This is a genomic window from Mycobacterium fragae, from assembly GCF_002102185.1.
Classification (GTDB): Bacteria; Actinomycetota; Actinomycetes; order Mycobacteriales; family Mycobacteriaceae; genus Mycobacterium; species Mycobacterium fragae.
On sequence record NZ_LQOW01000031.1, the window covers coordinates 232,057 to 256,271 of the forward strand.

Genomic DNA, 24,215 nt, shown 5'->3' on the forward strand with positions numbered 1-24,215 from the left:
CCTTCGCTAATCACCGGAGGGGTGTGTGGGTTCTGCACCGGCCAGTCACGAGGCTATTCGTGCGGAGGTCGCCGAACTGCTCGGCGTCCGCGTCGATGCCGTCGACCCTGGTGACAACCTCATCCGTCAGGGTCTTGATTCGATTCGGATGATGGCGCTGGCCGGGCAGTGGCGGCGGCAGGGCATTGCCGTCGACTTCGCTGCGCTGGCCGAGAGCCCGACGATCGAGGCGTGGGCGGCGCTGGTGTCGGCCTCCCGTGGGCAACCGGAAACCGTCGACAAGCCGGCAACGCCCGAAGTGGACACCACAGGCGAGGCGTTCGGATTGGCTCCGATGCAGCACGCGCTGTGGCTGGGCCGCCAGGACGAGCAGCAGCTCGGTGGCGTCGCCGCCCACCTCTATGTCGAGTTCGACGGCGGCCCGATCGATTCCGCCCGGTTGCGCGCGGCGGCCACCAGCCTGGCGCGCCGGCACCCGATGCTGCGGGTGGAGTTCCTGCCGGAGGGAGCTCAGCGGATCGGTCCCGCGGCGGAATTCCCGGTCACGGTGAACGATTTCACCGATCTCAACCAGCAGGCGCTGGACCAGCGACTGGCCGCCATCCGGGACACCAAATCGCATCAGCAGCTCAATGGTCAGGTGCTGGAGCTGACGCTGTCGCTCCTGCCCGGACACCGCTCGCGGCTGCACGTCGACCTGGACATGCAGGCCGCCGACGCGATCAGTTATCGCACCCTGATGGCCGATCTGGCGGCGCTGTACTGCGGCCGGCAGCCCGCGCAATTGGGCTACACCTACCAGCAGTATCGGAAGGCCGTTGCCCGCCAGGAATCCGCCCCTGATAGCGCCGACCGGGATTGGTGGGCCCAGCGCGTTCCGCACCTCCCGGATCCGCCCGCGTTACCCACGCTCGGCAGACGCGATTCGCGTCGCAGCACCCGGCGCTGGCACTGGCTGGATCCCGCCGACCGGGATGCGCTGTTCGCCGCCGCGCGCAGGCGGGCCATCACCCCCGCGATGGCGCTGGCCGCGTCGTACGCCAACACGTTGGCGCGCTGGTCGTCCAGCCCGCGGTTCTTGCTCAACGTCCCGCTGTTCGGCCGCCGACCGTTGCACCCCGATGTGGATCTGCTGGTCGGCGACTTCACCTCCTCGCTGCTGCTCGACATCGATTTGACCCACGCCGCCACCCCGACGGCACGCGCACATGTCGTACAAGACGCCATGCGCACGGCGGCCGCGCATTCCGGCTATCCGGGATTAGCAGTGCTGCGCGACCTGAGCCGGCATCGCGGCGCTCAAGTGCTGGCGCCGGTGGTGTTCACCAGCGCGCTGGGGCTCGGCGAACTGTTCGCCGCCGACGTCACCGATGCGTTCGGGACACCCGGGTGGATGATCTCCCAGGGGCCGCAGGTATTGCTCGACGCGCAGGTCACCGAGTTCAACGGCGGTGTGCTGGTGAACTGGGACGTGCGCGAAGAGGCGTTCGCACCGGGAGTCATCGACGCGATGTTCACCGACCACGTCGACGAACTCGTGCGGCTGGCTCACGACGACGGCGCCTGGGACACGACGGGACCGTCGGCGCTGCCGCAGACCCAGCGTGCGGTGCGCGACACCGTCAACGGCCGCCGCATGGCCGGCAGCGGCGAGGCGCTGCACGACGGCTTCTTCCGGCGGGCCGAAAAACAGCCCGATGCGCCGGCGCTGTACGCCGGTTCCGGCGCCCTCAGCTACGGGAAGCTGCGTGACCAAACGCTGGCGGTGGCCGCGGCGCTAGGGGAGCTGGGCGTCGCTGCCGGCGACACGGTCGCGGTGCTTGGTCCCAAGTGCGCCGAGCAGATTGCCGCGGTGCTGGGCGTCCTGACCGCCGGCGGGGTATACCTGCCCATCGCCGCCGACCAACCGCCGGACCGGGCGGCACGCATCCTCGAAATGGGTGGCGTCAGCGCCGCACTGGTCTGCGGCGACCACCAGGCATCGCTGCCGTTGCCGACGCTGACCGTCGCCGAAGCGCTGCGCCACGGCGGCCAATCGCGGCCTCACCCAACGGATCCCGGGGAGCTGGCCTATGTGCTGTTCACGTCGGGCTCCACCGGCGAGCCCAAGGGCGTCGAGCTGACGCACGACGCGGCGATGAACACCGTGGAGTTCCTCAGCGACCATTTCGAGCTCGGCGCAGCCGACCGGTGCCTGGCGCTGTCGACGCTGGAATGCGACATGTCGGTGCTCGACATCTTCGCCACGCTGCGGGCGGGCGGCGCGATCGTGATGGTCGACGAGGCTCAGCGCCGAGATCCTGACGCCTGGGCCCGGTTGATCGACACCCACCGGGTGACCGTGCTGAACTTCCTGCCGGGTTGGCTGGAGATGCTGCTCGAGACCGATGCGGGAACGCTGTCTTCACTGCGGGTGGTGGCCACCGGTGGCGACTGGGTGCGACCCGAGTTGGCCCGCCGCCTGAAGGCGCACGCCCCTGGTCTGCGGTTCGCCGGGTTGGGCGGCGCCACCGAAACCGCCGTGCACGCAACCATCTGCGAGACTGCCGAGCCGCCCGCGCACTGGACCGCGGTGCCCTACGGCAGACCGTTTCCCAATATCGCCTGTCGGGTGGTGAACGCCTTCGGCGACGACTGCCCCGACTGGGTGACCGGTGAGCTGTGGGTCGGCGGACGCGGTATTTCGAGGGGTTACCGCGGCCGTCCCGACCTCACCGCCGACCGGTTCGTCGTGCACGACGGCAAAATCTGGTACCGCACAGGCGATCTGGCGCGCTACTGGACCGACGGCACGCTGGAATTCGTCGGGCGAGCCGATCACCGCGTGAAGGTCAGCGGCTACCGCATCGAACTCGGCGAGGTGGAAGCGGCGCTGCGGCGGGCGCCCGGCGTGACGACCGCCGTCGCCGCTGTTGTGCCGACGACCGCAGGATCGCAGGCCTTGGCGGCTGCGGTTTGCGTCGATGACATCCGGTTGACCGCAGCCGAGGTGCGGGAAGCTTTGGCCAAAATCATTCCGGCCCATATGGTTCCGCGCCATGTGACGTTGGCAGATCGCATTCCCTTCACCGATGGCGGCAAGATCGACCGTCCCGCCGTGACCGCCCGACTGGCCGCGTCGGTCGCCGCGGCGGTTGAAGGGGCCCGGCGGGTCCCGGTAACACCGGTGGAGCGTGCGTTGGCGGCAATTGTGGGTGAAGTTCTCGGCGTGGCCGGGGTCGGTTGTGACGACGACTTTTTCGCACTCGGTGGCGACTCGGTGCTGGCCACTCAGGCCGTTGCGCGCATCAGGGCGTGGCTGGACACCCCTGACGTGATGGTCGCCGACATGTTCGCGGCGCGCACCGTTTCGGTGCTTGGCGATCTGCTCATCAGGCGCGAAGGTGACCGCCGCCGACTGGAGCAGGTCGCGGAGCTGTATCTGGAGATTTCCGACATGGACGCCGAAGAGGTCCGGTCTGCAGTTTCCAAAGAGGCGGCCACACAATGACATTCGCGCCCTGGATCAAACACTTCCCCGGGCCCGACGATCAGCCGCGGCGGGGCGCGACCGTGGTATTCCCGCATGCCGGGGGCGCGGCCGCCGGCTACCGCAAGTTCGGCATGGCTTTCGCCGCTGTCAGGGACACCTTCATCGTGCAGTACCCGCGTCGTGCCGAGCGGCTACGCGACCCTGCCCCGGCGACCGTACATGACCTGGCGCTGGGCCTCTTCGACGCCGGACCGTGGCGGGAGGTCTCGCCGCTGTGGCTGTTCGGACACAGCATGGGCGCCGTCGTCGCCTTCGAATTCGCCAGGATCGCCGAGCAGCGCGGCGTCGCGGTGCGCAAGCTGTGGGTGTCGGCCGGCCCGGTGCCGTCGAGCATCGCGGCGATGCCCGACTTGCCCACCAGCGACGAAGAGCTGCTCGCCGACCTCGCGGATCTGGGCGGAACCGACCCGCAGTTGCTCGCCGACGACGAGTTCGCCGACCTGCTGACCACTGCGGCACGAGCCGACTACGAGGCATTCAACCGGTACGACTGCGGCCCGGGCGTTCGCATCCGCGCCGATATCGACGTTTTGTGTGGTCGCGACGACCGCCGCATCGACGTCGACTCGCTACAGCGGTGGGCCGATCACACCGAGGGCGCGTTCAGGCTGGCTTTCTTTGACGGCGGGCACTTTTACGTCAACCAACACATCGACACCCTCGCCACTCGGGTCATCGCCGATGCCTGACAGTCATTCCGGTCGGTCCGTGGGCGACCCCGATCCCGTCGTCGTCATCGGCATGGCTCTCGAGGCGCCCGGCGGTATCGACACCGCCGACAATTACTGGGCGCTGCTCAACCAGCAACAGGAAGCGCTCGGTCCGTTTCCCACCGACCGGGGCTGGCCGGTTCGCGACCTGCTGGACGGGTCACGCCGGGAGGGCTTCAAGCGAATCCACGATTGTGGTGGATTCCTCACTGGGGCAGCGACATTCGACCCCGAATTCTTCGGTATCTCACCGCGCGAAGCGACGACGATGGACCCGCAGCAGCGCGTCGCGCTGCGAGTGTCCTGGCGCGCGCTGGAAAACAGTGGGATCAACCCCGATGATCTGGCCGGCCATGATGTCGGCTGTTATGTCGGTGCCTCGCCTACCGGGTACGGGCCCGAGATGGCCGAGTTCTCCAGTCACAGTGGTCATCTGATCACCGGCACGGCGTTGAGCGTGATTTCCGGTCGCATCTCCTACACACTGGGCCTGGCCGGGCCGGCGCTCACGGTCGACGCCTCGTGCGCATCCGCGCTGGCCGCTCTGCACGTTGCTGTTCAGTCGGTGCGCGCGGGTGATTGCGACATGGCGATAACCGGTGGTGTCTGCGTAATGGGCTCGCCCGGATACTTCGTCGAGTTTTCCAAGCAGCACGGTCTCTCCGACGACGGCCACTGCCGCTCCTACAGCGCGCAGGCCAGCGGAACGGTATGGGCTGAGGGCGCGGCAATGTTTGTGCTGCAACGCAAGTCGGCTGCGCAGCGCGACGGCCGGCGAATCATCGCGGAGATCCGTTCCACCGCCGTCAACCAGGACGGCCGTAGCGCGGGGCTGAGCGCTCCCAACGGCGCGGCGCAGACCAGCCTGTTGCGCCGCGCCATCAGCCAGGCCGGGGTGCGGCCCGAGCAGGTCGGCATGGTCGAGGGACACGGCACCGCCACCCGGATTGGCGATCGCACCGAATTGCGCTCGCTGTCGGAAACATACGGCAGCACCGAACCCGGTGCCGGACCGCTGCTGGGCTCGGTGAAGTCCAACCTGGGCCATGCGCAAGCCGCCGCCGGTGGGCTCGGGCTGGCCAAGGTTCTGGTTTCCGCCGAGCACGGGGCGGTTCCGGCCAGCCTGCACAGCGGTGAACCGAGCCCGGTGATCGATTGGGACAGCCAAGGTTTGCGACTGGCTCGAACGCTGACGCCGTGGCGCGCGCTGGACGGTCAGAGGATTGGAGCGGCATCGGCATTCGGCATCAGCGGCACGAACGCACATGTGATCGTGTCCGTTCCGGAGGTCGCCTGATGGGTGTTCTTGCCCTGCCCGACGGCCGTGTGCCGGTACTGATCAGCGCACACGCCGAGGAGTTGATCGGGCCGGACGCCGCCGCCATCGCCGACTATCTGGACCGCGCCCCCGACGTTGGGCCCGCCGAGGTCGCCGCAACGCTCCTGCGCCTGCGCCGGCGGCGTCGGCACCGCGCCGTGGTGCGAGCCGCTGACCGCCATGAGCTGGCGGCCGGGCTGCGGGCGCTGGCCGACGGCGCCGAGCATCCCCTGATCACCAGGTCCTCGGAAACCGCTTCGCCGCGCACCGCGTTTGTGTTCCCCGGTCAGGGCAGTCAGTGGCCGTCGATGGGTGCCGAAGCCTACCAACGGCTTCCGGTTTACCGAGCGGAGGCGGACCGATGCGCGGATGCGTTCGCGGCTGCCGGGCTGCCGTCGCCGCTGCCTTACTTGTGCGCGGCTAGCGACCAGGAGTGGCCCCAAATCCACATTCAGGGCGCGCAATTCACCCACTCTGTCAGCTTGGCGCAGGTGTGGCGATCCTGCGGCGTTCTGCCCGACATCACGATCGGACACAGTCTGGGGGAGGTGGCCGCCGCATATGTGGCGGGCACCATCGCACTTTCCGACGCGGTTGCCGTGGTGGCGGCCCGGTCGACGGTCGTCGACCGGTTACCGGGCAGCTACGGCATGGCGATGCTGGGCATCGGCCTGCACGACGCCCAGCGGGTCATCGCCGAAACGGCCGGCTGGCTTGAAGTCTCGGCTGTCAACGGACCGTCGTCGACCGTGGTGTCCGGTGACCGCGACGCGGTGGCAGCCGCGGTATGGGTTGTCGAACAGCGTGGCATCTTCGCCCGCGCGATCGCCGTCGACTACCCCGGGCACACAAGCGCCCTGGAACCACTGCTGGACGCGTTCGAGGAGCTGTTGCCCGAGTCGGCGTTCGTGGATGCGCCGGTTGAGTTCGTCAGCTCGGCCTGCGGGACCGTCGTGGGCGCCGACACCGATTTCGCCGACTACTGGTGCCGGAATCTGCGCAACAGCGTGCGATTCGATCACGCGGTGGCGATGGCCGTGCAACGCGGCGCCAACGCATTCATCGAGCTGTCGGCGAATCCGTCGCTGCTGCCGGCGCTTTCCGATCTGATCGACGAGTCGGCCGTCGTCGTCGGGTCGGGCCGCCGCGATGCGTCCCTCGTCGACCAGCTCTCCGCCAACATCACCGCCGCCGCGCTGGCCGACCCTGGATACCGATGGGCGGACCTGTCGAGCGGCACCGACCAGCCGCCACTGCGGGGCTTTCCGAATGCACCGATGCGCGCGGTTCACTTGTGGGCGGCGCGGGAGCCGCTGCCGTCACACCGCAGTTCGGCGATCACGGTCGCGTTCGAGGAGTGGGAGCCGAGTCCCGAGCGCACACCGATCAGCGCGCCACGTCGTTGCGTCGCAGTCGTCGCACCCGAGGACGCTGACGACGCCGTCACCCGGCGGCTGACGGACGCCGTCGGCGCACACGAAGCCTGCGAGCCGGCGCCAATCGACAAGGCGGAGATCGTCGTCGTGGTGGCACCGGCGTCGCAGCACGGCCCTCGGCCGCTGCGCTACTCCGCGATCGTGGGACCTCGCTGCCGGCGGGTTTGGCTGGTCACAGTTCGCGGTGAGCGGGTGCAGCCAGGCGAACCGGTAGTGTTGGCGAGCCAGGCCGCGCTGGCAGCGATGCATCGCAGCGTTGGCTTCGAATTCCCCGACCAGACCTTTGCGCATGTGGATCTGGCGTCCCGCGATCTGGACGTCGACGGCGCCCTGGCCGCGGTCAACGCGCTGTTGGGCTCGCACACGGAAGTGGCATTGCGCGAGAACGGTTCGGGCGGGTCGGGGCTGCGTCCGTACGTCCGTACGTTGCGGGAGCGCCAAATCCCGCCGGCCGAGCGGCCGCTGAATGGCGCCGAGTTGGACAACGTGGTGATCACCGGCGGAACCGGCGCCATCGGACTGCGGTATGCCCGACATTGCATCGAGCGGGGAGCACGCCGCGTAACGCTGTTGAGCCGCAAGGGCCTCGACGCCATGGCGCTCGGCCGGCTCACCGACGGATATCGCACCGATGTATATGCCCCGCCGTGCGATATCGCGGACGCGGAGGCGCTGTCGGCCGTCGCCGAGGAGCACGGCGGCGATGGTGCGACGTTGCTGATCCATGCCGCCGGAGTCGCCAAATTCGCGCCGCACGATCAGCTCACCGACCTGGATTTGGCCGACGTGTTCGGGGCGAAGGTGGCCGGTCTGGGCAGGATGACCGAAGTCTGGCCGCTGCGGCCCGGCATACGAATCCTGTTGTGCTCATCGGTATCCGGGCTATGGGGTGGTCGTGGACACGCCGCCTATGCGGCGGCCAACCGCATGCTCGACGTGATGGCCGACACGCTGCGGGCCGACGGCCTGGACTGCACGGCGGTGCGGTGGGGTTTGTGGCAGGGCACCGGGATCGCCGACGCCGACGAGATCGCCCGGATCGAACGGTCCGGTCTGGTGGCGATGGATCCGGAAGCGGCGATCGACGCCAGCCTGCACGACCACCGTGGCAACCCGCTGATCCTTGCTGCCGACTTCGACCGCCTGCGGATGTTCTTCGAAAGCCAAGGCGCGCCAATGCCGTTCGCCGAACATAAGCCGGTGCCCGACCCTGCTGAAGTCGCCGCCCCCTGCGATGAGAGACCAGTGGCGGAGGTGGTGCGCGCTGAACTGGCCGCGGCGCTGAGCCTTGGTGGGTCCGAGTCGGTCGACTTGAGCGCCGCGCTGGTCGACCTCGGGCTGGACTCCATGCTCGCTCTGGACCTGCGCAGGCGGCTGCTTGGGCGCACCGGCGCATCGGTTCCGCTGGCCAGGTTGCTCGGTGGCATCACCGGCGCTGAGCTGATCGACGCCTTGCAGATACGAAAGGTTGGAACCACTGCGTGACTGAGACCACGGATACCCGGCTCGATGAACAGCGGCTTGAGTTGTTGCGCCGCCGGCTCGCCGAGCGTGGCCTGTCCCGGTCAGCGGCGCCGGCGCAACAGACCAGCCCCGCGCCGTCGGACGGCCAGCGCCGAATGTGGTTCGTGCAGTCGATCGACCCTACCAGCTCGCTACTCAACGTCTGCCTGTCCTACCGCCTCACCGGAACCGTCGATGTCGCCCGGCTGCACCGGGCAGTGGACGCCGTCGCGGTTCGACACCCCGTGTTGCGCACCACCTACTACACCGATGACGACGGCGATCTGAATCTGATCACCCATAAAGACCTGCGTCCCGGCTGGGCGGAGCACGACCTCTCGGGGTTGGCCGAACAGGCGCAGCGGCTACGCCTGGAAGTCCTGGCGCAGCGAGATTTTCGCCGACCATTCGACCTGACCGCCGACTCGCCGCTACGCATCAGCGTGGCCCGGCTGGGCGCCGACGAGCTGATGCTGCTCTTTACCGCCCACCACATCGCGTGGGACGACGGATCGTGGGGACCGTTCTTCACCGATCTCACCCGCGCCTACCTCGACCCCGACGCGCTCGGCGGCCCTCAGTGGGCGCCGGCGAACGAGCCGCCCGCCGAAACCACCGCAGAAGACCTCGCGTACTGGCGTCCCTTGATGGCGGATCTTCCTGAGCCGCTGGAGCTTCCGGGTCCCAATGGCTCGGTGGTACCGAGCAGCTGGCGCTCGCAACGGGCATCGATACGGCTGTCGGCGGATGACGTTGCCCGCGTCGGGGCGCTGGCCCGCGAGGGCGGGGCCACCCCGTACATGGTGTTCATGGCGGTGTTCTCGGCGCTGGTGCACCGCTACACCCATGCCAGCGACTTCCTGATCGCCGCACCGGTGATGAACCGCAGCGCCGGGACCGAGGACGCGATCGGCTACTACGGGAACACCGTCGTGATGCGCACGCGCCCTCAGCCGCGCCGCACCTTCCGTGAACTCCTGGCGGAAGCACGGGACAGCGCATCCGGGGCGTTCGCCCACCAACGCGTCAACCTGGACATGCTGGTGCGTGAGTCCAACCCCGACCGGCGCCACGGCGCGGAGCGGATGACGCGGGTGAGCTTCGGGTTTCGCGAGCCCGACGGCGGTGGCTTCTGTCCGCCCGGGGTGCGGTGCCAACGCGGCGAATTGCGCAGCCAGTTCACCCAGCTGCCGCTTGGCTTCATGGTGGAATACGCCGAGACCGGCGCGCTAATCGAGGCGGAGTATCTGGTCGAGGTGCTCGACGCCCCCCTGGTGCAACAGACGCTCGACTCTTATCGCGCGCTGCTCGATAGCGCGTTGAGGGAGCCCGACAGCGAACTGGCAGCGCTGACCATACTGAGCGACGCCGACGTCGAATGGTTGCGAACCGCTTCGACCGGGGAGAAGTTCTCCACACCGGCCAGCACACTGCCGGCGCTGGTAGCCGAGCGTGCGGCGATGTCTCCCGACGCCGTCGCGGTGGTCTACGAAGGCCGGCAGTACAGCTACCGTGAGATCAACGAAGAAGCTAATCGGTTGGCGCACTGGCTGATCGAGCAGGACATCGGCGCGGAGGACCGGGTCGCCGTGGTGCTCGACAAGTCGCCCGAGCTGGTCATCACGGCGCTGGGCATCCTCAAAGCCGGCGCCGTCTACGTGCCGGTCGACCCGACCTACCCCGAGGACCGGCTGTCGTTCATCCTCGACGACGCCGAAGCCAAACTCGTTCTGCGCCAACCGGTCAGCGACTTGGCGCAATATCCGGCAAGAGATCCGGCCGCCGACGAGCTGCCCCGACCGCTGCGGCCGGACAACACCGCCTATTTGATCTACACCTCCGGTTCGACCGGGCTGCCCAAGGGCGTCCCGGTGACCCATGCGCCGGTCGCCGAGTACTTCGTCTGGTTCGGCGACGCCTACCAGGTCGACGAGACCGACCGGCTGCTGCAAGTGGCTTCGCCGGGGTTCGACGTGTCCATCGCCGAGATCTTCGGCACCCTGATTTGCGGTGCGAGGCTGGTGATCCCGCGACCTGACGGCTTGCGCGATATCGGGTATCTGACCGACCTGCTGTATCGCGAGGGCATCACGTCGATGCACTTCGTGCCGTCGCTGCTCGGGCTGTTCTTGTCGCTGCCGGGCGTCAGCCAATGGCGCACACTGCGCCGGGTGCCGGTCGGCGGCGAGCCGCTGCCCGGCGAGATCGCCGACAAGTTCCACGCCACCTTCGACGCCTCGCTGTACAACTTCTACGGCCCGACCGAGACCGTCATCAACGCCACCAGCTATCCGGTCGAGGGAACGCAGGGCACCCGCATCGTGCCGATCGGCCGGCCCAAGATCAACACTCAACTGTACCTGCTGGACAATGCCCTCCAGCCGGTACCCGTCGGTGTGATCGGCGAAATCTACATCGGCGGAAGTCATATGGCGCATGGTTATCACCGCCGGCCGGCGTTGACCGCGGAGCGTTTCGTCGCCGATCCGTTCACGTCGGGCGGCCGGCTGTACCGCTCCGGAGACCTCGCCCGCCGCAACGCCGATGGCGATATCGAATTCGTCGGTCGCGCCGACGAACAGGTCAAGATCCGCGGATTCCGTATCGAACTCGGCGAGGTCGCCGCGGCGATCTCGGTCGATCCGAGCGTAGGTCAGGCCGTGGTGATCGCCGCAGACTTGCCGGGAGTGGGCAGAAGCCTGGTCGGTTACATCACCCCGGCCGCGGGTGGCACGGAAACTGTTGAGGTTGAGCGCATTCGGATACGGGTGGCGGCCGCACTGCCGGATTACATGACGCCGGCCGCCTACGTCGTGCTCGACGAAATACCGATCACCGCCCACGGCAAGATCGACCGTGACGCCCTGCCGCAGCCGAAGATCGAAGCGGCCGCCGTCTATCGCGAGCCGACGACTGCCAACGAGCGGCGGATCGCCGGACTCTTCGGCCAATTGCTCGGCCGCGACCGGGTGGGTGCCGACGACTCGTTCTTCGAGCTCGGCGGGCACTCTCTGGTGGCCACCAAGCTGGTCGCCGCGATCCGATCCGAGTGCGGCGTGGAGATCGGAATCCGCGATGTCTTCGAGCTGGCGACGATCGCCCGGCTGGCCGGGCGGATCGACCAGCTGGAGTCCGGCGCGGCTACGATCAAGCGGCCCAAGCTGTTCAAAACGTCGCACGACGAGCCGTTGCCGCTGTCGGCGTCACAGCTACGAACCTGGTTCGCCTATCGCATCGAGGGGCCCAGCGAAGTCAACAACATTCCATTCGCGGCCAGGCTGAGCGGGCCGTGCGATGTCGATGCCCTGGTCGCCGCCGTCAGCGATGTGGTGGCGCGCCACGAGATACTGCGGACTACCTACACCGAAATCGACGGTGTGCCATACCAGGTGGTCAATCCCGCCGCTGATGTGCCGGTGCAGCAGTTGACCGGTGACGATGAAGCTTGGCTACAGGCGCAGCTGGAGGCGGAGCGCCGGTACTGCTTCGAGCTGGATCGGGATTGGCCGATCCGCGCCGCCGTGCTGCGAACCGGCCGTGAGCACGTCGTGTCGTTGGTGGTGCACCACATCGCCAGCGACCATTGGTCGGGTGGCGTGCTATTCGCCGACCTGCTGACCGCCTACCGGGCCCGCCACGGCGGGCAAAAGCCGACGTGGGCGCCATTGCCCGTGCACTACGCCGACTACGCCGCCTGGCAGGGTGCGTTGCTGGCCGAGCCCGCCATCGCGGAAACCCAGCGCGACTACTGGAAGCGGCAGTTGGACGAGTTGCCCGAGGACACCGGGCTGCGGCCCGATTTTCCTCGACCACCGGTACCCAGCGGCGCCGGTGACTCCGTCGAATTCAGCATCGACCGGCAGACCCGCCGTCGGCTCGCCGAGCTGAGCCGGGAGCTAGGGGTCACCGAGTTCATGCTGTTGCAAGCGGCCGTCGCGGTGGTGCTCCACAAAGCCGGTGGGGGAGCGGATATTCCATTGGGCACTCCGATCGCCGGACGCACCGAACCCGAACTCGACCAACTGATCGGCTTTTTCATCAACATCCTGGTGCTGCGCAACGACTTGGGCGGCAACCCGACGCTGCGTGAGGTGCTGACGCGGGCCCGGGAGACGGCGTTGGCCGCCTACGCTCACCAGGACCTGCCCTTCGACCGGGTGGTGGACGCGGTCAGCCCCGTCCGCTCGCTAGCACGCAACCCGTTGTTCCAGGTCGTCGTGCACGTTCGTGACCACCTGCCCGCCGAACGGGTCATCGACACCACTCCGGACGGCGACACCGTGCTCACCGCGCTGGAGCCGCCCTTCGATATCGCCCATGCCGACCTGAGTGTCAACTTCTTCGGCACCGAGGACGGGTATCGCGGCAGCATCCTCTATCGCACCGAGCTGTATCGCCGCAGCACCATCGAGCGGCTCGTCGGGTGGCTGACGCGGGTCATTGATGCGTTCGCCGGCGATGTCGATCAGACGTTGCGCGACGTGCAATTGCTCGAATCCGGTGAGCGGCAACGTATCCTGACCGAGTGGAGCCGCGGCGCACAGCTGCCGCCCGAGCGTCCGCTGACCATCGCCGAACTGCTTGAATTGAGCCGGCAATGGGGCGCCGACCGCATCGCGCTGCGATGCGGCGACGAGCAGATCGATTACCCGGCGCTGCACCGTCGTTCGGATAACTTCGCTCGGTTGCTCGCCGACCGCGGTGTGGGGCCGGGATCGCTGGTGGGCCTGTCGACGCGGCGCTGCATCGACATGGTGGTGGCGTTGGTCGGCATCATGAAGGCCGGCGCCGGGTTCTTCCCGCTCGACCCCAGCTACCCGCGGGTGCGTAAGCAGCTGATGCTCGACGACGTTGCGCCGCAAGTCGTCGTGGTGACACCCGAAGCGCTCGACACCATGCCGGAATCGGCTGATGTGACGTTCATTTCGCTCGACGACCCGGCGGTGCAACACGCCATGGATACGCCCGGGGGGACTTCTCGCGAGTTGACCCCGGCGCATCCCGACGACCCGATGTATCTGGTGTTCACCTCCGGATCGACCGGCAAGCCCAAGGGCGTGCTGGGTACACATCGTGCGATGACCACCCGGCTGAACTGGCAGCTATGGAATTATCCGGTGCCCGGCAACGACATTCGCTTGGCGCAGGCGTCGTGGACATTCCTGGAGGGCTGCATGGAGACGTTGGGCGGGCTGGCCGCCGGCGCCACCACGATCCTGGCCGACGATGCCGAGTACCGCGACCCGGAAGCGCTGGCGTCGCTGATCGAGCGTCACTCGATAGCCCAGGTGACGGCGGTGCCCAGCCTGGTCTCGACCATGGTCGACTCCTGGCCCGAGTCATTGCGATCGTTGACCCGGTTGGTGTGCGGCGCCGAGCCGATGACGGTTTCTCTGCAGAAACGGCTGATGGCCGCGTGCGGCGGCGTGGGCGGCCCGGAGCTGCTGAACAACTTCGGCGCCACCGAGACATCGGGCGCGCTGGTGCGCGGACGGCTGACTCCGCCGGTCCCGATTCTGGGCACCCCGATGCCAGACTCGCAGGTGTATCTGCTCGACGACGGGCTCAGCCCAGTGCCGGTCGGTGTCGTCGGCGAGCTGTATTATGCTGGCGGCCAATTGGTTCGGGGCTACTGGAAACGGCCCGCGCTAACCGCGTCGCGGTTCGTGGCCAACCCGTATGCGAGCGAACCCGGTGCGCGGTTCTATCGCAGCGGCGACCGGGCCCGCTGGACCGAGGATGGTCGACTCGAATTTGTCGGCCGGATCGACCACCAAGTGAAGGTCCGGGGCTTCCGTGTCGAACTCGGCGAGGTGGATGCCGCGCTGAAGGCGGCCGATGGAGTCGCCGTTGCTGCCTCGCGCACCTGGGAAGTGCAGGGCAGCACCACGTTGGCCGGCTATGTGGTGCCCCACGAGCAGTGCACCGACGACGCTGCCAGGGCCGCGTTCGCCGCTGCCGTGCGCGCCGAAGTCGCGTCCGTCCTACCTGGATACATGGTGCCGTCGTCGATCACCGTGCTCGACGAGATGCCGAAGACCGAGTCGGGCAAGCTGAACCGGCCTGGGCTGCCGCCGCCGACCGCGAGCACGGCGGGCCGCAGCGAGCCACCGCAAACCGGCACGGAGCGCGCGCTGGCCGCACTGTTCACCGAGCTGCTGTCAACGCCCGAGGTGGGCCGCTTCGACGACTTCTTCGCGCTCGGCGGTGACAGCATCCTGTCGGTGCGGCTGGCGGCTCGAGCGCGCGAGGCGGGCCTGCCGGTCAGCCCGCGGATGGTGTTCGAGCACCCGACGGTGCAGTTACTGGCCGCCGCGGTGGACGTCGCCGGGCCGCAGGCCAACGGCGCCGAGATCGACACCCGGCATGCCCCGATGAGCACCTCTGGTCTGTCGGCAGAGGATTTGGCAGCGGTGACGCAGTCCTGGACCCAGGGCGGAAAGCCGTGACGGCCACCGAAACAGGTGCGCCGCCGGGCATTGAGGACGTGATGGCGCTCAGCCCTTTGCAGGAGGGGCTGTATTCGCTGACCACTTTGACCGAATTCAGTGCGAACGATCCGTACCTGATCGGGATGACCGCCGACATCTCCGGTGCGCTTGACGTCGAGCTGCTCAAGGATTGCGCGGCAAAGATGTTGCAGCGCCACCCGAACCTGCGGGCCAGCTTTGTCAGCCGCGACATCCCGCGCCCGGTGCAGATAGTGCCGACTCGGGTCGATCTGCCGTGGCGGCAGCTCATCGCAGGACCCGAGGATATCGAGCGGCTGGAGACCGAGGAGCGATGCAGCGCGTTCGACTTCGAGCGCACTCCGGCGATTCGCTTCCTGCTCATCGAATTACCGGATGCTCGTTGGCGTTTGGTGATCACCGCCCATCACATCGTGATCGACGGCTGGTCGCTGCCGGTGTTCGCCGCGGAGATGATCGCCTTGTATGGGGCCTGCGGCGACATGACCGCACTGCCCGAGCCGCGGCCCTACCGGGATTACATCGGCTGGCTGGCCGCGCGTGATCACGCGGCCGCCGAGCAGGTGTGGCGCGAGCATCTGGCCGACTTGCCCGGCCCGACCCTCTTGTCGGCTGCGGTGGCGGGCGGCATTCGGGGCACCGGTCTGCCGCGGCGCACCGAGCTGCACACCGACCGCGCGGCCACCGCACGGCTTTCCGACGGCGCCCGCTCACGCGGCATCACCGTCAACACGCTGATGCAGATGGCCTGGGCGCTGGTGTTGTCGCGGCTGGTCGACCGCGAGGACGTGGTGTTCGGAGTCACCGTTTCCGGACGTCCACCCGAACTGTCCGGCGTGGAAACCATGATCGGGCTGTTCATCAACACCATTCCCATGCGGGTGCGGATCGACCCCGATGCCGAGGTCGGCACGCAATGCCTTGCCGCCCAACGGGATGCGGCGGTGCTGCGAGACCATGGCTACCTCGGGCATGCGCAGCTGCGGGCACTGGGCGGTGTCGGCGAGATGTTCGACACCCTGCTGGTCTACGAGAACTTTCCCACCGCGGGACTGGTCGACGGCGGTGAACTGACCGCTCTCGGTGTGACATTCCGGCCCGCCGGCCTGGAGAGCGTGTCGCATTTTCCCGTCGCGCTGGCTGCCCACATGGCCGACGGCGAACTGGTCTTGCTGGTCGAAGTGCTCGACGGGGCACTGGGCCCGACGACCGGTGCGATGCTGGGCCGACGGCTGCTGGCCGTCGCCGAGCGGCTGCTGTCGATGTGGGACCGCCCACTGCGTGAAGTCAGCGTGCTGTTCGACGACGAGGCGGAGCCGATTCGGGCGGCCGATACGCCCCCGATCCGAGCGGCAACCGGCTTCCACACGCGGTTCGCCGCCGTCGCCGAGGCCAATCCGGACGCCGTCGCACTCAGCTGGGCGGGCGGCTCGATGAGCTATGCCGAACTGAACGCCACCGCCAATCGACTGGCTGCGATGTTGTGTGATCGCGGTGTCGGACCGGAAACCCCGGTGGCGATACGGCTTTCCCGCGGCCCACAATACGTCGCGGCAATGCTCGCGACGCTGAAGGCCGGAGCCGTGGGCGTGCCGCTGGAGCCGGACATGCCTCCCGAACGGGTGCAGTCCATTCTGCGCCAGAGCGGTACGACCATCGTCATCGACGAGGGCATGCTGCTCGCAGTGGACAAGGCACTCAACGAATTTCGACCAGTCGATGTGCAACCCGAGCAGGCCGCCTACGTGGTCTTCACCTCGGGGACGACCGGCGAACCCAAGGGAGTCATCGGAACCCACGCCGCGCTGAGCGCCTACGCCGACGACCACATCGACACCGTGCTGCGCCCCGCCGCCGCCCGGCTGGGTCGCCCGTTGCGCATCGCTCACGCCTGGTCATTCGCATTCGACGCCGCGTGGCAGCCGCTGGTCGCGCTGCTGGACGGGCACGCCGTACACGTCGTCGACCAGCAGACCCAGCGCGACGCCGAGGCAGTGGTCCGCACGATCGTCGAGCAGCGCATCGACATGATCGACACCACCCCGTCGATGTTCGCCCAACTGCGGGCATTCGGCTTGCTGGACACCGCGCCGTTGACGGTGCTGGCGCTGGGCGGCGAAGCCATCGGCACATCGACCTGGGATGCGATCCGCGACGAGTGCGCTCGCAGCGGCATGGCGGCCTACAACTGTTACGGCCCCACCGAGACGACGGTCGAGGCGGTGGTTGCGGCCATCGCCGAGCACGTCCAGCCGTCGATCGGACGTCCCACCCAGCAGACCCGCGGCTACGTGCTGGACTCCGCGCTGCGCCCGGTGCCCTACGGTGCGGCCGGCGAGTTGTATTTGGCCGGCGCGCAATTGGCCCGCGGCTATCTCGGCCGCGCAGCGGAAACATCGATTCGATTCGTCGCCGATCCGTTTGCGCGCGGTGAGCGCATGTACCGCACGGGCGATCTGGTGCGCCGCCATCCGGACGGTTCGCTGCAGTACCTCGGCCGTGCGGATGCTCAAGTGAAGATCCGCGGCTACCGTGTCGAACTCGGCGAGATCACCGCCGCGCTGCAAGCGCATCCCGCGGTACGGCATGCCCACGTCGTAGTGCGTGAGCAAGCGCAGGGTGGTCCACGACTGACCGCGTACGCGGCGGCCCCCAACGGCACTAAACCCAAAGCCGGAGAACTACGCAGCATGCTCGGAGAGCGGCTACCCCGCTACATGGTTCCGCAGCGCATCGTCGTCGTCGACGACATTCCGTTGACCGCCAACGGCAAGCTGGACGAGACCGCGCTCGCCGACATCGATTCCGCCGCCACGGTCGAATGCACACCGGAAACACCGACCGAATCCGCGTTGGCCGAGCTGCTTTGCCAGATGCTGCACGCCCCGCAGATCGACGTGACCACCGATTTCCTGCAGCTGGGCCTGGACAGCATCGTGGCGCTCTCGGTAGTGCAGGCGGCTCGCCGCCGCGGTATCCCGATGCGGGCCCGGCTGATCCTGGAGTGCAGCACGATTCGCGAGCTCGCCGCCGCAATCGACGCCGAATCTGGCGGCGGCACCCGCGAATCAGACCACAGCAGCACACCAATCCCATTGCTGCCCAACGCACATTGGCTCTACGAGTACGGCGAGCCCAGAAGGGTGGCCCAGACCGAAGCCATCCGGCTGCCCGAAGGCGTCACCGGTGACCAGGTACGGACCGCGCTGACCGCCGTCCTCGACGGCCACGAGGTGCTGCGCACCCGGCTGGACCGCGCCACCATGACTCTGCATCCCGCACCAGCCGCCGAAATTCTCACCACAGTACAGGTTTCCGACGACCTCCAGGCTGCGGTCACCGAACATGCCCAACGGATGCTGGACAGCCTCGACCCCGAACGGGGCGTGTTGTTGGCAGCGGTGTTGCTGCGCGTGCCGAACGCAGAAAGCGTGCTGGTGCTGAGCGCCCACGTGCTTGCCATGGACCCGGCGTCGTGGCGGATCGTGCTCGGCGAACTCGACGCCGCGCTGCACGCACTGCGCGACGGGCACACACCGGCAACAATTCGCGAACACACCAGCTATCGCCGATGGTCACAGGCGCTCATCGAGCGCGCCAAAAAACTTGACACCGCGCCGTTTTGGCTTTCGCAGCTGGTCGGAAACGATCCGGAGCTCGGAGCGCGGCGGACCCGGCCCAGCCGTGATCTAGCGCGTGAACTGCTGGTGCGGGCTGCGGTCACCGAGGCCGACATCACCGCTCGGCTGCTGAGTTCGGGAATGCCGATGTTCGACCTGCTGGTCGCCGCGGTGGCGCAGACGGTGACGCGGTGGCGCCGGCTGCGCGGTCAGCCCACACCGCCGCCGCTGCTGGAGCTGGAAACCCATGGACGCGCCGACGCTTTGTTCGACGACATGGGGGACAACGCCATCGACACCACCGACACCGTGGGCTTGCTCAGCATGATCTATCCGCTGCGGGTCGACTCCGCGGACCCGCGACGGGTGGGCGAGTTGCTGGCAGCGATCCCCGGCGATGGAATCGATTACGGGCTGCTGCGATATCTGCGCGACGACACCGCCGAGGAGCTGAGCGGATTCCCCGGGCCGCAGCTGCTGCTGAACTATCTCGGCCGCACCGACATGAGCGACGCCGGCGCCGGCCCGCGCCTCGACCGCGCGCTGCTCGCCGGGCTGCCGAAGCTTCCAGCGCCTGATGTCGCGGTCCGTCACGAGCTCGTCATCCTGGCCACCCTGCTCGGCGCCGGTGACCAGCAGGTGCTGGTGACGCAATGGCGCGCACTGCCCGACATTCTCAGCGACGCGGATATCACTGCGCTGCATGGCCTTTTCCACGATGCCCTCCGGGAGGTGACGGCATGACCACACTTGCGGTGCTCGGCGCCGGAGTAAAGGCGGTGGCCGTCGCGGCCAAGGCTTTCGTGTTGCGCGAGATGGGCGTCGACACACCCGACGTGATCACCGTCGAACGCACCGGGGTGGGCGCCAATTGGCAAGCCAGCGGCGGCTGGACCGACGGCGCGCAACGGCTGGGCACCAGCCCGGAGAAAGACATCGGCTTCCCGTACCGCTCGTCGCTGGTGCCACGACGCAACGCCGAACTCGATGAGCGGATGACTTGCTACAGCTGGCAGTCGTATCTGATCGCCACCGGTCAGTTCGCGCAGTGGATCGACCGCGGCAGACCCGCACCCGCGCACCGGAATTGGGGGCAGTACCTGCGCTGGGTGGCCGACCAGATCGGCATGACGGTCATCCGCGGAGAGGTCAACCGGCTCTCAGTGGACGGCGAGCGCTGGATGTTGCGCACCGACGAAAACGATGAAAAAACCGTGCACGCCGACGGGTTGATGATCACCGGCCCGGGGCAGGCCGAACGTTCGCTGCTACCCGGCAATCCGCGGGTGCTTTCGATCGCCCAGTTCTGGCACCGCGCCGCGCAACACGATCGGATCTGCGCCGAGCGGGTTGCGATGATCGGCGGCGGCGAGACGGCCGCGGCGATGCTCACCGAGCTGTTCCGCCACCGGATTTCGACGATCACCGTCATCTCCCCACAGGTGACGTTGTTCACCCGCGGCGAGAGCTTCTTCGAGAACACGCTGTTCTCCGATCCCACCGACTGGACCGCGCTCACGCTTGACGAGCGGCGCGACGCGATCGCCCGCACCGACCGCGGAGTGTTCTCGTCGAACGTGCAGGACGCCCTGCTGGCCGACGACCGCATCCGCCATCTGCGTGGCCGCGTCGCTCACGCGGTGGGCCGCGACGAGCAGATCCGGTTGACGCTGTCCACCGATCGGGGCAGCGAAAACTCCGAAACCGTGCACGGCTTCGATCTGGTCATCGACGGGTCGGGCTACGACCCGCTGTGGTTCACCACGCTGTTCAGCCAAGATGCGCTCGACCTGCTCGAGCTCGGCCTGGGCGGCCCGCTGACCGGTGATCGCCTGCAGGAGGCGATCGGATACGACCTCGCCGTCACCGACGTCTCGCCGAAGCTGTTCCTGCCCAACCTCGCCGGACTCAACCAGGGCCCGGGATTCCCCAACCTCAGCTGCCTGGGTCTGCTTTCCGACCGGGTGCTCGGCAGCGAGCTGCGCCCCGGCGCCAACTCCCTGGTCAGCGAGTCTGCGCGAGTCGTAGACGCGCACCAGCGCCGACCGGCACAATGACACGGATGTTTTCCTCCGAATCGAAGGGACAGCCATGACCGTCAAAGCCCTCGCCACAGGTGCGGCAGCCGCCGCCGCGATCGGAGCCGCGGCCGCCGGCGTGACGTCCATCGCCTATGGCCACCCAGCCGCGGATCAGGTGCAGCTCGCCGCCGTCGGCGCCCCACTTCCACTCGACCCGCCGCCGTCGCCAAACCCGCCCCCGCCGGGCGCGCCGGCTGCCCTGCCGAGCGCTGAGCAGTTGTCCAGCCTGTGCGACCAAGTGACCAACCCCGGCGTGTCGTATACGACCAAGCAGAATCTGGTCCAAGGAGGCATTCCCCCGAACGAGGGCCATGAGGCCGACCACCGGCTGAGACAGGCATACCGGAACGGGAACTTCCCGGAGCAGTTCAACGTGACGAACATTCAGCAGGCCGGTCCGAACGTCACCGCCGACGTCACCACGACGGGTCCCAAGCTTGCCGCGCCGGTCACGCAGAACTACACGTTCGCCAACCAAGACGGCAACTGGGTGATCGCGCACGACTCAGCACAGGCGCTGCTGGAGACGGCCACGAGCGGAATCGACTAGCCGCCCACTGCGCTCAGGTCGATCCGCGCGATGCGCGCCGGATCGGCCAGCACGTCGATCGCAGCGATCCGCCCGCCGCGGACGACGAAGCCCATGATCGCCGTCGGCTGGCCCGCGACAAAGATCACCGCGCCGGCGGCCCCGTTGACGACGGCGGGGCGCACCTCCCGTTCCGGCGCCGCGTAACCACGGGCCAGACCGGCCACCGCGGAGGCGCCACGCACCGAGCGGAGCCCGGCCGGCCCGGGGCCGAAGTCGCCGTGCAACGACACGTCGGGGTCCAGCACGGCGACCAGCCGGTCGAAGTCACCCGCGCGCCCGGCGGCGAAGAAGGCGTCGACGACGGCGTGCTGGGCCACCAGGTCGGTGTCCGGGTCGGGCGCCGCGTCGTTGATGCGCCTGCGCGCCCGGCTGGCCAGCTTGCGGGTGGCCTCCGGTGAGCGCTCGACGATCGACGCGATCTGGTCGAACGGCACCGCGAAGACGTCGTGCAGCACGAACGCCAGCCGCTCCGCCGGCGGCAGAGTGTCCAGCACCACATACAACGCCAGCCCCACCGCGTCGGCCAGCATCGCCTGGTGTTCGGGATCGGCTTCGCCGACCGCATCGACGATGGGGTCCGGCACGTGCGCGACGAGTTCTTCGCGGACGCCGCTGCGGCGGGCGCGCAAGGCGTTGAGGCAGATCCGCGCCACCACGGTGGTGAGCCAGGCGTCCAGGTTGACCACCCCTTCGGCGGCGCCATCGCGGCTCAGCCGCAGCCAGGCCTCCTGCACCGCGTCCTCGGCGTCGTCGACCGAGCCCAGCATGCGGTAGGCGAGCGCCCCGAGATGCGGGCGCGCCGCCTGGAAACGCTCGGCCAGCGCCGCGTTGCCGGTCACCGGTTACCTGCGTCGGGCACCGCGCACACCCTGCCCTCGCTGAAACCCGACGCCCCGATGCCGAGCGCGATGTTGAAGCGGGCCCGCATGTTGCCGAGATTGATGACGTGGGTTAGCCCGACCAGTTGAGCGTCGTCGAAATGCTCTCGCAGGCGGTCGAATAACTCGTCGGTCACCTCGACCGGTGTGCGGCTGACCGCGGTGGCGTATTCGAGGATCAGCTTGTCCAGGTCGGAGAAACAGGTGGCGTTGCGATAGTCGGCCATCGCGAGCAGTTCCTCGTCGGTGATTCCCCAGCGGCGGGCGATCTGCGACCCGAGATCGATGCAGTATTCGCAGCGCACCGTCGTCGCCGACTTCAGCTCGGCGAGCGCCCGGTGACGGGGACTGAGGATGTCCAGTTTCGACTCCGCCAGCTCCAGCCGGCCATAGGCGTTGAGCAGCTTGGGAATATGCGCGTACATCCGCAGCGGTTCGAGCATGGTGGCGGTTTCCAGTCCGGTCATCTTCGCCAACCGCCGCTTGGTGAAGAAGAACGCGATCTTGGCGCCCAGGCCGGCGTCGCGGTCGGACACCCCGGCAATTCGTGGCATGGCCGTCCTCCTGTCGAATGTCGGATTCGGTCTCTCACCTACCTCGACACCGGCCATCGGCCGAATGTGACCACTAGGCGTGTTGCCCCACCGCATCCATATCGAGCAGCCGGGCGTGCAGCACAGTGCGGTTGCGCAGCGCAGCGCGCACCGCGCGGTGCAGGCCGTCCTCGAGGTAGAGGATGCCGCGCCACTTCACAGCGTGCGGGAAAAGGTCGCCGTAGAACGTGGAATCCTCCGACAACAGCCGGTCCAGCGCCAACACCGTGGTGGTGGTGACGAGTTCGTCGAGCCTGATCTGCCGGGGCGGTATCGCGGACCAGTCCCGATAGGACAGACCGTGGTCGGGATACGGCTTGCCATCGCGCACGCCCTTGAAAATCATCGCGTTAAGGCTAGTCGTGTCCCGCCGCGACCGTAACCCGCTGCTGATCACCGTAAAATGGACGCGGTCAAGGAGGTGGACAGCAATGGGAAGTGCCGACGACCGCCGCTTCGAGGTGTTGCGTGCGATCGTCGCCGACTTCGTTGCCACCAAGGAACCGATCGGTTCGAAGTCGCTGGTGGAGCGGCACAACCTCGGCGTCTCGTCGGCCACGGTCCGCAACGATATGGCTGTGCTGGAGGCCGAGGGCTACATCACCCAGCCGCACACCAGCTCCGGACGGGTGCCCACGGAGAAGGGCTACCGCGAATTCGTCGACCGGCTCGAAGACGTCAAACCGCTCTCGGCCGCGGAGCGGCGCGCCATCCAGAACTTCCTCGAGTCCGCCGTCGACCTCGACGACGTGCTGCGCCGCGCGGTGCGGCTGCTGGCCCAGCTGACCCGTCAGGTGGCCATCGTTCAGTACCCGACGCTGTCGACGTCGACCGTCCGGCACCTGGAAGTGATCGCGCTGACCCCGGCCCGGTTGCTGATGGTGGTGATCACCGACACGGGTCGCGTCGATCAGCGCATCGTCGAGCTCGGCGACGTCATCGACGACCATCAGCTGTCCCAGTTGCGGGAGATTCTCGGGCAGGCGCTGGAAGGCAAAAAGCTCACCGCGGCCTCTGCAGCGGTCGCCGAGTTGGCCGGGCAGCTCGACGGACGCGGCGGCCACTCCGGCAGCCTGTCCAACGCCGTCGGCCGCTCGGCGACGGTGCTGCTGGAGTCACTGGTCGAGCACAGCGAGGAGCGGCTGGTGCTCGGCGGCACTGCCAACCTGACCCGCAACACGGCCGACTTCGGCGGCTCCCTGCGGTCCATCCTGGAAGCGCTCGAGGAGCAGGTGGTGGTGCTGCGGCTGCTGGCGGCGCAGCAGGAAGCCGGCAAGGTGACCGTGCGCATCGGGCACGAGACCGAGGTCGAGGAGATGGCGGGCACCTCGGTGGTGTCCACCGCGTACGGCACCACGGACACCGTTTACGGCGGCATGGGTGTGCTGGGGCCCACCCGCATGGACTATCCGGGAACTATCGCTAGTGTCGCTGCGGTTGCTATGTACATCGGCGAAGTGCTGGGTGCTCGATGAACGCGCG

12 protein-coding genes are annotated in these 24,215 nt (G+C 68.0%); 9 read left to right on the top strand and 3 right to left on the bottom strand.

Annotated features, from left to right (window positions below):
- The first annotated feature begins 25 nt into the window (after positions 1-25).
- The 8 genes from AWC06_RS19550 to AWC06_RS19585 are packed head-to-tail and all read left to right on the top strand — an operon-like array spanning position 26 to position 21,220.
- Positions 26-3,490: a non-ribosomal peptide synthetase gene (locus AWC06_RS19550; RefSeq protein WP_085199647.1), complete on the top strand. Its 3,465-nt coding sequence runs from the start codon at positions 26-28 to the stop codon at positions 3,488-3,490.
- The gene (locus tag AWC06_RS19555) at positions 3,487-4,221 is read left to right on the top strand and encodes a thioesterase II family protein (RefSeq protein ID WP_085199648.1); all 735 of its coding nucleotides are present in this window, start codon (positions 3,487-3,489) and stop codon (positions 4,219-4,221) included. Before AWC06_RS19550 ends, AWC06_RS19555 begins: the two co-directional genes overlap by 4 nt.
- On the top strand, positions 4,214-5,539 hold the full coding sequence (locus tag AWC06_RS19560; protein WP_085199649.1) for a beta-ketoacyl [acyl carrier protein] synthase domain-containing protein: 1,326 nt from the start codon (positions 4,214-4,216) through the stop codon (positions 5,537-5,539). The genes AWC06_RS19555 and AWC06_RS19560 overlap by 8 nt, the downstream gene beginning before the upstream one ends.
- Positions 5,539-8,481: a mycobactin polyketide synthase MbtD gene (mbtD, locus tag AWC06_RS19565; RefSeq protein ID WP_085199650.1), complete on the top strand. Its 2,943-nt coding sequence runs from the start codon at positions 5,539-5,541 to the stop codon at positions 8,479-8,481. Before AWC06_RS19560 ends, mbtD begins: the two co-directional genes overlap by 1 nt.
- Complete coding sequence (locus tag AWC06_RS19570) at positions 8,478-14,948, top strand: non-ribosomal peptide synthetase (RefSeq protein ID WP_085199651.1); 6,471 nt, start codon at positions 8,478-8,480, stop codon at positions 14,946-14,948. Before mbtD ends, AWC06_RS19570 begins: the two co-directional genes overlap by 4 nt.
- On the top strand, positions 14,945-19,333 hold the full coding sequence (locus tag AWC06_RS19575) for a non-ribosomal peptide synthetase (RefSeq protein ID WP_085199652.1): 4,389 nt from the start codon (positions 14,945-14,947) through the stop codon (positions 19,331-19,333). Before AWC06_RS19570 ends, AWC06_RS19575 begins: the two co-directional genes overlap by 4 nt.
- Positions 19,330-20,646: an NADPH-dependent L-lysine N(6)-monooxygenase MbtG gene (gene mbtG, locus AWC06_RS19580; protein ID WP_085199653.1), complete on the top strand. Its 1,317-nt coding sequence runs from the start codon at positions 19,330-19,332 to the stop codon at positions 20,644-20,646. Before AWC06_RS19575 ends, mbtG begins: the two co-directional genes overlap by 4 nt.
- A 34-nt stretch (positions 20,647-20,680) precedes the next feature.
- Positions 20,681-21,220: an MTB12 family secreted protein gene (locus AWC06_RS19585; RefSeq protein WP_085199654.1), complete on the top strand. Its 540-nt coding sequence runs from the start codon at positions 20,681-20,683 to the stop codon at positions 21,218-21,220.
- Here AWC06_RS19585 and AWC06_RS19590 read toward each other — a convergent pair.
- The 3 genes from AWC06_RS19590 to AWC06_RS19600 all read right to left on the bottom strand — a co-directional run bounded on the left by AWC06_RS19590 (position 21,217) and on the right by AWC06_RS19600 (position 23,079).
- Positions 21,217-22,101, bottom strand: a complete 885-nt coding sequence (locus tag AWC06_RS19590; RefSeq protein WP_085199655.1) for a sigma-70 family RNA polymerase sigma factor — start codon at positions 22,099-22,101, stop codon at positions 21,217-21,219. The two genes, AWC06_RS19585 and AWC06_RS19590, sit on opposite strands and share 4 nt — an antisense overlap.
- The gene (locus AWC06_RS19595) at positions 22,098-22,694 is read right to left on the bottom strand and encodes a carboxymuconolactone decarboxylase family protein (RefSeq protein ID WP_085199656.1); all 597 of its coding nucleotides are present in this window, start codon (positions 22,692-22,694) and stop codon (positions 22,098-22,100) included. Before AWC06_RS19595 ends, AWC06_RS19590 begins: the two co-directional genes overlap by 4 nt.
- 73 nt (positions 22,695-22,767) lie before the next feature.
- The gene (locus AWC06_RS19600; RefSeq protein ID WP_085199657.1) at positions 22,768-23,079 is read right to left on the bottom strand and encodes a type II toxin-antitoxin system VapB family antitoxin; all 312 of its coding nucleotides are present in this window, start codon (positions 23,077-23,079) and stop codon (positions 22,768-22,770) included.
- Between the two features lie 85 nt (positions 23,080-23,164).
- Between AWC06_RS19600 and hrcA the strand changes: the two genes are divergently transcribed.
- A complete protein-coding gene (gene hrcA / locus AWC06_RS19605) occupies positions 23,165-24,208 on the top strand; it encodes a heat-inducible transcriptional repressor HrcA (RefSeq protein ID WP_085199658.1) in 1,044 nt (347 codons plus the stop codon).
- Positions 24,209-24,215 lie beyond the last annotated feature (7 nt).

What these genes read in the sequence shown, in the direction of transcription:
- AWC06_RS19555 (WP_085199648.1), top strand. Translation starts at nt 3,487, where the DNA reads ATGACATTCGCGCCCTGGATCAAACACTTCCCCGGGCCCGACGATCAG.
- AWC06_RS19560 (WP_085199649.1), top strand. Translation starts at nt 4,214, where the DNA reads ATGCCTGACAGTCATTCCGGTCGGTCCGTGGGCGACCCCGATCCCGTC.
- mbtD (WP_085199650.1), top strand. Translation starts at nt 5,539, where the DNA reads ATGGGTGTTCTTGCCCTGCCCGACGGCCGTGTGCCGGTACTGATCAGC.
- mbtG (WP_085199653.1), top strand. Translation starts at nt 19,330, where the DNA reads ATGACCACACTTGCGGTGCTCGGCGCCGGAGTAAAGGCGGTGGCCGTC.
- AWC06_RS19585 (WP_085199654.1), top strand. Translation starts at nt 20,681, where the DNA reads ATGACCGTCAAAGCCCTCGCCACAGGTGCGGCAGCCGCCGCCGCGATC.
- AWC06_RS19595 (WP_085199656.1), bottom strand. Translation starts at nt 22,694, where the DNA reads ATGCCACGAATTGCCGGGGTGTCCGACCGCGACGCCGGCCTGGGCGCC.
- AWC06_RS19600 (WP_085199657.1), bottom strand. Translation starts at nt 23,079, where the DNA reads ATGATTTTCAAGGGCGTGCGCGATGGCAAGCCGTATCCCGACCACGGT.
- hrcA (WP_085199658.1), top strand. Translation starts at nt 23,165, where the DNA reads ATGGGAAGTGCCGACGACCGCCGCTTCGAGGTGTTGCGTGCGATCGTC.